Source organism: Acidisoma silvae (assembly GCF_020618775.1).
GTDB classification, from domain to species: domain Bacteria; phylum Pseudomonadota; class Alphaproteobacteria; order Acetobacterales; family Acetobacteraceae; genus Acidisoma; species Acidisoma silvae.
In genome coordinates this window covers 80,669-92,530 of record NZ_JAESVB010000002.1, presented here as the reverse complement: position 1 = coordinate 92,530, position 11,862 = coordinate 80,669, and the positions used below count along the sequence as shown (strand labels likewise).

6 protein-coding genes are annotated in these 11,862 nt (G+C 63.8%); all 6 read left to right on the top strand.

The genetic code is table 11. The features are described from left to right. Positions 1 to 105 precede the first annotated feature (105 nt). Positions 106 to 1,236, top strand: a complete 1,131-nt coding sequence (gene cysD / locus ASILVAE211_RS05015; protein ID WP_456304486.1) for a sulfate adenylyltransferase subunit CysD — start codon at positions 106 to 108, stop codon at positions 1,234 to 1,236. Then, positions 1,236 to 3,146, top strand: coding sequence for a sulfate adenylyltransferase subunit CysN (gene cysN, locus ASILVAE211_RS05010; RefSeq protein ID WP_227320208.1), 1,911 nt, complete (start codon positions 1,236 to 1,238; stop codon positions 3,144 to 3,146). Before cysD ends, cysN begins: the two co-directional genes overlap by 1 nt. Then, positions 3,143 to 3,949 (top strand): 3'(2'),5'-bisphosphate nucleotidase CysQ, encoded by an 807-nt coding sequence (gene cysQ, locus ASILVAE211_RS05005; RefSeq protein ID WP_227320207.1) that lies wholly within the window; start codon positions 3,143 to 3,145, stop codon positions 3,947 to 3,949. The genes cysN and cysQ overlap by 4 nt, the downstream gene beginning before the upstream one ends. A gap of 345 nt (positions 3,950 to 4,294) precedes the next feature. Then, on the top strand, positions 4,295 to 7,681 hold the full coding sequence (locus tag ASILVAE211_RS05000) for a Hint domain-containing protein (protein WP_227320206.1): 3,387 nt from the start codon (positions 4,295 to 4,297) through the stop codon (positions 7,679 to 7,681). A gap of 166 nt (positions 7,682 to 7,847) precedes the next feature. Continuing rightward, a complete protein-coding gene (locus tag ASILVAE211_RS04995; RefSeq protein WP_227320205.1) occupies positions 7,848 to 8,318 on the top strand; it encodes a (2Fe-2S)-binding protein in 471 nt (156 codons plus the stop codon). Then, positions 8,315 to 11,860, top strand: coding sequence for a molybdopterin cofactor-binding domain-containing protein (locus tag ASILVAE211_RS04990; protein WP_227320204.1), 3,546 nt, complete (start codon positions 8,315 to 8,317; stop codon positions 11,858 to 11,860). Before ASILVAE211_RS04995 ends, ASILVAE211_RS04990 begins: the two co-directional genes overlap by 4 nt. Positions 11,861 to 11,862: the final 2 nt, after the last annotated feature.

Here is an 11,862-nt window from a genome sequence, read left to right as displayed (position 1 = left end):
GGGCAGCGGGTAAAGCGGTAAGTGGTGCCGCCCCGAAAAAGGGCGAAGCAGCACTGTCGATTAGGACATTGTTGAGAGACTTTAGTTTAGCTAAAGCCGCGCCCCATGGCCGATCTCAGAACTCTCTTCCGCAGCAGCGGCAAACGTCAGCGCGAGATCGCGGAAGCGGTCGGGCGAAGCGAGGGCGCGGTCAGCCAATGGGTCAGCGGCGACCGTGAAATTCCGGCCGACATGGTGCTGAAGGTGGAGGAATTCACCGGCATCCCGCGCCACCATCTGCGACCCGATCTATGGGAGACCACCGTGCCGAACGCCGCTCATGACGCTGCCCTGACGGCGCCGGACCTGACCCATCTTCAGCGCTTGGAAGCCGAGAGCATCCATATCATGCGCGAAGTGGCGGCCGAGGCCGAGAAGCCCGTCATGCTCTACTCGGTCGGCAAGGACAGCGCGGTGATGCTGCATCTGGCCATGAAGGCCTTCGCCCCCGGCAAGCCGCCTTTTCCGCTGCTGCACGTCAATACAACCTGGAAGTTCCAGGAAATGATCGCCTTCCGCGACCAGCGGGTGAAGGAACTCGGCCTGGACCTGCATGAATGGATCAACCAGGACGGTGTCGCGCGCGGCATCAATCCCTTCGACCATGGCGGCGCCTATACCGATATCATGAAGACCGAGGCGCTGAAGGCGGCGCTGGACCATTTCGGCTTCGATGTCGCTTTCGGTGGCGCGCGGCGCGACGAGGAGAAAAGCCGCGCCAAGGAGCGCATATTTTCCTTCCGCGCCCCCGGCCATCGCTGGGACCCCAAAAGCCAGCGGCCTGAACTCTGGAATCTCTACAATACCCGCAAGAACAAGGGGGAGACGATCCGCGTCTTTCCGCTGTCCAATTGGACGGAACTTGATATCTGGCAATATATCTACAAGGAAAGCATCCCCATCGTGCCGCTCTATTACGCCGCGCCGCGTCCGGTGGTGGAGTACAATGGCATGACCGTCATGGTCGACGACGCGCGGATGCGTATTCCTGAAGGCCAGACGCCGGTGACGAAAAGTATCCGCTTCCGCACCCTCGGCTGCTATCCGCTGACCGGGGCGGTGGAAAGTGCGGCCGATACCCTGCCCGAGATCATCCAGGAAATGCTGCTGACCACGACCAGCGAGCGCCAGGGCCGTGCCATCGACAAAGACAGCGCCGGCAGCATGGAAAAGAAGAAGCAGGAGGGGTATTTCTGATGGATATCCAGAACGACCTGCTCTCGACCGATATCGAGGCCTATCTGCGCCAGCATGAGCATAAAAGCCTGCTGCGTTTCATCACCTGCGGTTCGGTCGACGACGGTAAATCCACCCTGATCGGCCGCCTGCTCTACGACAGCCGCATGATCTTCGAGGATCAGCTGGCGGCGCTGGAAGCCGATTCCATAAAGATGGGCACGCAGGGCAAAGGGATCGACTTCGCGCTGCTGGTGGATGGGTTGGCCGCCGAGCGCGAGCAGGGCATCACCATCGACGTCGCCTATCGGTTCTTCGCGACGGAAAAGCGGAAATTCATCGTCGCCGATACGCCGGGCCATGAGCAATATACCCGCAACATGGTGACGGGCGCTTCAACCGCCGACCTCGCCGTCATCCTCATCGACGCCCGGCGCGGCGTGCTGACGCAGACGCGGCGCCATTCCTACCTCGCCTCGCTGGTCGGCATCCGCAATATCGTGCTGGCCATCAACAAGATGGATCTGGTCAATTACAGCCAGGATGTCTTCAACCGCATCGTCGGCGACTACATGAATTTCGCGAGCGGCCTGTCGCTCGACAATATTGTGCCGATTCCGCTCTCCGCGCTGGCCGGTGACAATATCACCGAAAAAAGCGGCAATATGCCCTGGTATATGGGCCAGCCCCTGCTGGCGCACCTGGAAACGGTTGAGACCAAGACGGCCGATCGCGCTGCCGCTTTCCGGATGCCGGTGCAATGGGTCAACCGCCCCAGCCCGGATTTCCGGGGCTTTTCCGGTCTCATCGCCTCGGGCTCGGTCAAGCCGGGCGATATCGTGCGCGTCATGCCCTCAGGCCGGGAAAGCCGCGTCTCCCGCGTGTTTCTGGATGGCGATCTGCCCTTCGCGGTTGCCGGCCAGTCCGTCACCATTTCGCTGGCCGATGAGATCGACTGCAGCCGTGGCGATATCCTGACGGGCATGGATGACCCGGTCGAAGTCTCCGACCAGTTCGAAGTGACGCTGGTCTGGATGAATGAGGCGGCGATGCTGCCCGGCCGCAGTTACCTGCTCAAGCTCGGCGCGAAGACCGTCGTCGCCTCCGTCACCGCGCTGAAGCACAAGGTCAATGTCAATACGCTGGAACAGATCGCGTCCAAGCAATTGGCGATGAATGAAATCGGCCTCTGCAATCTCAGCCTCAGCCAGCCGATTGCCTTCGACCCGTACGAGAAGAACCGGCATACCGGCGGCTTCATTCTCATCGACCGCTTCACGAATGAAACGGTCGCCGCCGGCACCATTCATTTCGCTTTGCGCCGCGCCCAGAATATCCATTGGCAGGCGATCGAGATCGACCGCGCGGCGCGCGCCGCGCAGAAGGATCAGCGCGCCTTCGTGCTGTGGTTCACCGGCCTGTCCGGCGCCGGCAAATCGACCATCGCCAATATCGTCGAGCGTCGCCTGTATGAAATGGCCAAGCATTCCACCCTGCTGGACGGCGACAATGTGCGCCATCGCCTGAACCGCGACCTGGGCTTCACTGACGGCGACCGCGTCGAGAATATCCGCCGCGTGGGCGAGGTCGCCCGGTTGATGACGGATGCCGGGCTTATCGTGCTGACCTCCTTCATCTCGCCCTTCCGCTCTGAACGGCAGATGGTGCGGGAATTGCTGCCCGACGGGGAGTTCCTGGAAGTCTTCATCGACACGCCCTTGGCATTGGCGGAGGAGCGCGACCCGAAGGGCCTGTATAAGAAGGCCCGCCGGGGTGAGATCAAGAATTTCACCGGCATTTCCAGCCCCTATGAAGCGCCGGAGACGCCGGAGATTCATATCGATACGACGGCGCTGACCTCGGAACAGGCGGCTGACCAGATCATCGCGGTGCTGGAACAGCGCGGCCTCCTGCGCGGCGCGGCGATATGAGTGTGTTGTCCGATCTGCTTGCGGCCGTGCGGCCTTTGGCTGAGGAAGCCGGCCGCACCACGCTCGGCTTCTACGGCGATACGTCCGGCATGAAGGCGAAAGCTGACGGCAGCCCGGTGACGCTGGCGGATGAAGCGGCGGAAGCCGTCATCCTGCCTGCACTCCGCGCGCTGACGCCCGATATCCCGGTGGTCTCGGAGGAGGAAGTGGCGCAGGGCATCGGCCCCGCCCGTGTCGGCGCCCGCTTCTGGCTGGTTGACCCGCTGGACGGCACCCGCGAATTCCTCAACGGCAATGGCGAGTTCACCGTCAATATCGCCCTGATCGAGGACGGACGCCCGGTGCTCGGCGTCGTCGTCGCGCCGGCGCTGGGGCAGACCTATGCCGGCACGGAGGGTGCGGCGACGCTGACGGATCAGGCGGGCGAGCGTGCCATCGCCGTGCGCGCCGTGCCGCCGGAAGGGCTGACGGTTGTAGGCTCGCGGTCCCACGGTGACGCCACGGCCATGAATGCCTTCCTGGACGGCCGGACGGTCGCGGCCTTCCGCGCCGCCGGCAGTTCGCTGAAACTGTGTCTTGTCGCGGCCGGCGAGGCCGATCTCTATCCGCGCCTGGGCACGACCATGGAATGGGACATTGCGGCCGGCCATGCCGTGCTCGCGGCGGCCGGCGGTGGCGTCACCACCGTCAAGGGCGGTGCCTTCGCCTATGGCAAGCCGGACTTCCGCAATCCGCATTTTGTCGCGCATGGCAAGGCGGCGCTTCAGACGGCGTTGTTGCCGTCCGAAGAGACAATTTCTTAAAGAAACGCTAAAATAGACCGAAATATTCTTTTGACATTAATGTTTTGATATCCGTATGAAGCGCGGTTGCGCGCCAGATGATTGCATCGCATTGTAAATATGATGCCGATTCAAAACTTATTGATGGAAAATCAAAAACCCTTCCGTTAAATGGGCCTTCCTGAAGGGTCTCATAATGAATAGTGCGGTGGCGCCGCCTGCGATTCTATTATGAACGCGCGGCGGTTGGGCAGCGGTGCATGGCGGCGCATGCTTGTGGACCGCGGGGCTTGTCTGACGTGCGGGGCCATCTGAACGTTCAAATCACCTAATAACCTTGTCGCCAAAGCCTGCGGAGAACGTGGCATGACGATCATCACCATCAGTAGCGGCACCACCGCTGTGACCCCTGCGACGATACGTGCGGGTGACGTGCTGGTGGTGGACTCGGGTGGTACAGCCCTTTCGGCGCTTATCAGCGGCGGCAGTGAACAGCTTTTCGGTGTCGATCTCGACGCCACCGTCACAGGCGGCGGCTTTCAAGCGATTTCATCGGGCGGTATCGCGAGCGGCACGGTCGTGAGCAGTGGCGGTTTCGAACTGGTCTCAGCCGGCGGCACAGCAATCAGCACCACCGTCTTGGCCGGTCTCCTTATCGCACAGAGTGGCAGCACGGTCTCTGCCCTTTCGGTCGCGAGCGGTGGCTATGCCATTATCGAACCCGGCGGCGCGGCGACCGTTACGGCCGGTTCGGCGATCAGTACCGGTGCCGTCGTCATTGACGCCGACGGCAGCGTGGGCAGCCTGGCCGTGGGCCAGACCGTCGCAAGTGGCGCGCAGGTTCTGGTGCTCACCGATGGCGTCGCCAGCGGCGGCACGCTGCTGCCGGGCGCGAGCGAGGAGATTTTCACGGGCGGCCAGGCTCAGGATGTGACGGTCGACAGCAGCATCCAGGTCGTCAATGCGGGCGCGGTGGCAATCGGCTCTGTTTTGGAAAATGGCGGCGTCCAATACGTCTTCAGTTCCGGCACCGCGATATCCACGACGGTGCTGAACGGCTATTCGATTGTCGATTCGGCTGGCATCGCGCGCGATACCAAGGTCGGAAGCGGCGGCATTCAGGCCGTTTATGGTGTCGTGTCGAACACCGAGGTGGAGAATGGCGGTGCCCTTTACATCGTCAATGTCGGGACGGCCTATGTCGGCAGTGCCTTCGACACGGTGATCGACGCGGGCGGCGCCGCCTATGTTTACGGCACAATCCGTGGCGGCAGCGTCAGCGGCTTCGCCATTCTGTCGGGGGCGACGGCGGAGGATGTGACGATTGCCGCAGGGGGCGAGATCATCGCCTTCGGTGGCACGGAGAGCGACCTTATTATCGAGTCCGGCGCTGTCCTGGTGGCAGACGGCGGCACCATCATCGACCCGACAATCGAGGCCGGCGGCACGGTCATCGCATTGCCGGGAACATTGCTTGTTACATCAACCACGGACGGCATCGGCGCGGGCCAGCTTATCACGGGTGGTCATGTGGTGATCAACGGTGGCACGAGTGCCTTTCTCTACACCGCCTCGGCTGGCTTGACGCTGCAAAGCGGCGCCACGGGCTTCGTCTATGGCGGCGGCACCGAGAGCGGAACCGTCATTGGCCTGAACGCGGTCGACCGTGTGGCCAGCGGCGGCGTTGCCTATGATGACATCATCGGCGCGGGCGGCGCGCTCATCATCGCGGCGGGCGGCGCGGCCAGCGGCAGCATCACCTTCAGCGGCACTGATGGCACTTTGACGCTTTATGACGGCCTGTCCGCAAGCACCGTCGTAAACGGCTTTGCCGCCGGCGACACCATTGACATTGAAACCATCCAGCCGAGCGGTACTGGGACGCTCAGTGCGACGATCGACCCGAGCGGCCTGCTCACCGTCACCAGCGTTACCAGCAGCACCAACGGCAGCAGCAGCAGCACCAGCACCGCGATCAATCTCGGTTCGGCCTATGCCGGGGACACGTTTTCGGCGACTGCCTCGCCCGCAGGCGGCATCGCCGTAACGCTCGTGCAGGCAACCAGCGGCACGGTCACGCCGACAACGCAGGCCCCGGTCGATATCCCGATCTATGTGCTGCCCTACAACGATTCCTATAAGCTTGGCATCGAGGTCAGCTTCGACGGTGGCCAGACCTATAAGATGGTCGAACTCGATACCGGCGCGTCCGGCTTCTTCGCCGCTTATACGCCGGACTGGTGGTCGTCCTACACGGCGGTCGGCACGGCGCCCGATGCGATGACCTATGTCAGCGGCAATGACTACGTGGCGCAGGTCGTCAATACCGCCGTCACGCTGCAGACCACTGGCGGAACACCGCTCACCGTCAGCAACGTCAATGTCGGATTGATCACCAACGCGGCAGACCAAGGCAACTTCTCGACGCAGAATTGGAACACGTCGCTGACCAGCGACCCGACGACGGCGCCTCTCGAAGATTACTTCTATGGCGATTTCGGTCTCGGGCTGAATGACAATAACGGCATAGAGGCCGTGCTCGGCCAGCTCGGCAATGGGCTTTCCAACGGTTTCGTCATCACCATCGGCAATAACCCGGATGGTGCGCTCGGTCAGGTCGGCACGCTACAGGTGGGGCTGACGGAAGCCGATATCGAATCCTATGACACGATCATCGCCCTGAACGGGCGGAACCTTGCCGATACTTTCGCGAATTCCGGCTATGCCACCTATGGGAAATCGCAAGCCACCGGCACAATCTCAGTGAACGGCACCTCTGTCCCGACGAGCTTCATCTTCGATACGGGTGCCACCCATACGACGATCTTCACCGGCACAACGCTGACCGTAGACGGCAGCCTGGAAACCGCAACAAAAACCGGAGAAAGGCTTAGCGATGGGATTAATGTTGTATTGTCATCAACCGGCGTCGGTTCGGACATCGGCTGGACTTTGTCGATCCAGGGCGCGGGCACGATCGCCGGCGTCAACGAGGTTGGCGTGGCCACTGCTGCCGACGCGACCAATCCCGGCGCCGTCAATACCGGCATCGGCGCCTATTACGGCGAGAGCATCATGTTCGACCTCGCCGACGGTATCATGGGTATCAAGGCCATTGCCTGCTTCGCTGAGGGCACGCGCATCCGCACGCCCGCGGGCGATCGCGCGGTGGAGACAATGGCTGCGGGCGACAGCGTCACAGTGGTCGGCGGCCGGCAGGAGACAGTGCGTTGGATCGGCCATCGCAGCCTGGATTGCAGCCGCCATCCGGACCCCGCAAGCGTCCTGCCGGTGCGCATCCTGGCCCATGCCTTCGGGCCGCAGCAGCCGGCCCGCGACCTGCTCCTGTCGCCTGACCACGCGCTGTTTATGGAGGGCGTGCTGATCCCGGTGAAATACCTGATCAACGGCGACAGCGTCGCGCAGTTGAACCAGCCGCGCGTGACCTATTACCACATAGAATTGGCCACCCATGACGTCATCTTCGCGGAAGGGCTGCCGACGGAAACCTATCTCGAAACCGGCCAGCGGGCTGCCTTTGTCAATGGTGGCGGCGTGATAGAGGCGCATCCGCGCTTCTCCCCGCCCGAGCTCGATGCGCAATTGCGCTGGGCGGCTCTTGGCTATGCGCCACTCGTCATCGCTGGCCCGCAGGTCGAGCGGCTGCGGGCCAGGCTTGCCGCCAACCAAGGGGCAGGCCATGCGACGGCGGCGCCATCGGGGCGCCGCGAGCGGGGGCTCGGGTCACCATAGGCCAGACCGGATCGCGCCAAGCGTCTTGCCTTCGAACTGACCCAAAACTGATTGACAGCGGCAGAAGAGCCGACCCATGATCCTTTGCATACAAACGATCATGGGTAAGCGAGGCCATGCGGCGGAGCAGCGGGACAGGATCGCGGCCTAGCGGAGATCATCGCCCATGCGGCCGGTGACGCTCTGCGTCAATGGTAGCGAGCAGGTGCTGGTGCTGGCCGATGACACGCCGCTGCTCTTCATCCTGCGCAATGATTTCGGCCTCAACGGTCCCAAATACGGCTGCGGCCTGGGCGAATGCGGCGCCTGCACCGTGCTGGTCGATGGCGTCGCGGCCCGCGCCTGCTGCCTGCCCGTGGGGCTGGTGGAGGGGCGAGAGATCACCACGCTGGAAGGTCTCGGCACCGCAGAGAACCCGCATCCCGTGCAGGCGGCCTTCATTGCCGAGGAAGGCGCCCAATGCGGCTATTGCCTCAATGGCATGATCATGACGGTGGCAGCTCTATTGGCGCGCGACAGCCAGCCGAGCGACAATGCGATTACCGAGGCCCTGCGCTATAATCTCTGTCGCTGCGGCGCCCATGTCGAAATCCTCCGTGCGGCAAAACGCGCCGTGCAGATGACCGCGCAGCGATGACCGAGAAGCGCAGCACGGCGGACTATCTGGCGGCGGGCAGCCAGCTTGTGGTGGTGCGCGACAAGGCGAATGCGACTGGCGCGGATGATGTGGAAATCTTTGTCATCGTCAGTGCCGATGGCCGCGTCACGGCCTTTAACGGCCATGTCGATCTCGGCACCGGCATCGGCACCGCGTTGGGCCAGATCGTGGCCGAGGAATTGGACGTCGCCTTTCCGCGCGTGACGGTGGTGCTGGGCGATACCGAGCGCACGCCCAATCAAGGGCCGACCATCGCCTCTGAAACCATCCAGGTCAGCGCCAAGCCTTTGGCGCGGGCAGCGGCGACCGCACGCGCCGTGCTGCTGGCCCGCGCGGCCGAGCGGCTGGATATCGCGGCAGGCGATCTCACCGTCACCGATGGCGTCGTCACCGCAGGCGCGCGCACCGTGACCTATGGCGAACTGATCGGGCAGGAACGGATTGTCCTGCGCATCGATATGGCGGCGCCCCTCAAGCCCGTTTCCGAATACCGCGTCGTCGGCCAGAAGGCCGCGCGGGTCGATCTGCCGGCCAAGGCGACCGGCGGGCTGGTCTATGTTCATGACGTCCGCGTGCCGGATATGCTGCATGGCCGCGTGGTGCGCCCGCCCTATGCCGGTGTCGATGTGGGGGATTTCGTCGGCACAAGCCTCATCGATGTCGACCAGTCATCCATCGCCGATCTGCCCGGTATCGTCGCCGTCGTCGTCATCGGCGATTTCATCGGCATCGTGGCGGAGCGGGAGGAGCAGGCGGCCCGTGCGGCCGAGCGCCTGCGCGTGACCTGGAAGCCCATTCCGCATCTGCGCGACCTGACAGATATCCCGACCGCCTTGCGGGAAAACCCCAGCACCCCGCGCGAACTGGTTCATCGCGGCGATGTCGAGGTCACGCGCGCGGGCGTGGCCCAGCCGATGGACCGCACCTATGTCTGGCCCTATCACCTGCACGGGTCCATCGGGCCGTCCTGTTCGGTCGCGGATTGTCAGCCGGACAGGCTGACGCTGTGGTCTGGCACCCAGAACCCCCATATGCTGCGCGCCGATCTGGCCAAGCTGATGGCCATGCCGGAAGCCCGGATCGAAATCATCCGCCTTCAGGCCGCCGGCTGCTATGGCCGCAACTGTGCGGATGATGTCGGCGGCGATGCGGCCCTGCTGTCCCGCGCGGTCGGCCGCCCGGTGCGCGTGCAATTGACGCGCGAACAGGAGACGGCCTGGGAGCCGAAAGGCACCGCGCAATTGATGGAGGTGCGCGGCGGGCTGGATGCAACAGGTGACGTTGCATCCTACGACTTTTCTGTCCGCTACCCGTCCAATGGTGCGCCGCTTCTGGCCTCCCTGCTGACCGGCGTGGTGCCGCCCGTGCCCATGGTTTTCACCATGGGCGACCGCACGGCCATTCCGCCCTATAGCTATGGCGCTCTGCGCGCGACGGCGCATGACATGGCGCCCATCGTTCGCGCCTCCTGGCTGCGCGGCGTCTCCTCCATGCCGAATTCCTTCGCGCATGAAAGCTGGATCGACGAAGCGGCGGCGGCGGCCGGCGTGGACCCCATCGCCTACCGCCTGCGCTATCTTGAGGATCCGCGCGCCGTCGATCTCGTGCGCGCCATGGCCGATCGTGTCGATTGGGTGCCGCATACCGCGCCCGGAACGCTGGGCGGCGAGGGCGACATTCTGCGCGGGCGGGGCTTTGCCTATGCCGTCTATGTCCATGGCCAGTTTCCCGGCGTGCCGGCGGCGTGGTCCGCCTGGGTCGCCGATGTTGAGGTCAACACGGCGACCGGCGATGTTGCCCTGACAAAGATCACGGTCGGGCAGGATTCGGGGCTGATGATCAACCCGGCCGGGGTGCAGCATCAGATCCACGGCAATGTCATCCAGTCCATCAGCCGCGTGCTGAAGGAGGAAGTGACCTTCAACCAGATTGCGGTGGAGACGAAGGAATGGGGCGGCTACCCCATGATCACCTTCCCCGAAATTCCGCCTATCGACGTGCTGATGATGGACAAGCCCGAAGAGCCGCCGCTGGGCGTGGGGGAATCGGCCTCTGTCCCCAGTGCCGCCGCCATCGCCAATGCCATTTATGACGCGACCGGCGTGCGCTTTCGCGAATTGCCCTTCACGCCGGAACGCGTGCTGGCGGGGCTGCAAGCGGCCGGTGTTGCGCAGGCAAAGCCGCCTGCGGCACTCGCCGCACCAGCAAAGCCCGCGAAGCCGCGCGGCTTCTGGGCCGGGCTCGGCATCGGCCTCGCCGGTTTGGTCGGTATCGGCACGCTGGCGCTGCCTATCCGCTCGGCCATCGCGCCGATCAGCGGGATTGACCCGACACTCTATTCGGCTTCGACCATCGCGAAGGGCAAAACCCTGGCGGCTTTGGGCGATTGCGCCGTCTGCCATACGGCCGAAGGCGGGCAGCCCATGGCCGGCGGTCTCGGCCTGGAAACGCCCTTCGGCACGGTCTTCAGCACCAATCTGACACCGGACGTGAAGACCGGCATCGGCGCCTGGTCTTTCGATGCCTTCCGTCGTGCCATGCGCGAAGGCATCGGGCGGGACGGGCGGCATCTCTATCCCGTCTTTCCCTATGACCATTTCACCAAGACGACCGATGCCGATCTTGAAGCGATATACGCCTATCTGATGGCGCAGACGCCGGTTGGTTCTGCCACGTCCGCGAACAAGCTCGCTTTCCCGATGAATATGCGGCCGCTGATGGCAGGCTGGAACGCGCTCTATCTCAAGACCGGCGCCTTTCAGCCTGACACAGCGCGGTCGGAGATCTGGAATCGCGGCGCCTATCTGGTGGAGGGTCTGGGCCATTGCAGCAGTTGCCATACGCCGCGCAACGCCCTGGGGGCCGAGCTCGCCAGCCAGCGCTATGCTGGCGGTGTGGCGGAAGGGTGGGAAGCGCCGGCGCTCTCCACCTTGTCGCGCGCGCCGATCCCCTGGAGCGAGGGGGAGCTTTTCACCTATCTCCGCACCGGCTTTTCGCCTTTGCATGGGCCGGCGGCAGGGCCGATGGCGCCGGTCATTCATGAATTGCAGGCCCTGCCGGACGAAGACCTGCGCGCCATGGCGCATTATCTGGCGAGCGACCTGCCGCCCGTCACCCCTGAAGCGGAAAAAGCCGCGATAGCAACAGCGGATGCGCGGAATGCAACGGCGCTATTGCCCTCGGCCGGGCCGGGCGGCCGCATCTTTCAGGGGGCCTGCGCCGTCTGCCACGCACCGACCGCGCCGCCGCTCTTCGGCGTGAAGCCCAATCTCGCCTTCAACAGCAATCTGCATAGCGACAGACCGGATAATCTCATCCGCACCATTCTGCGCGGTGTGCCGAAACCGGCTATCGCCGATCTGGGATCGATGCCGGCCTTCGGGCCGGTTCTGTCAGACAGCCAGATTGCCGATCTGGTGCGCTTCCTGCGCCGCCAATATGCGCCGGGCCGGCCGGAATGGGCTGATCTCGACAAGACAATTTCCCGACTGCGCGAAACCTCAACCCATATCAGCCAATAGCG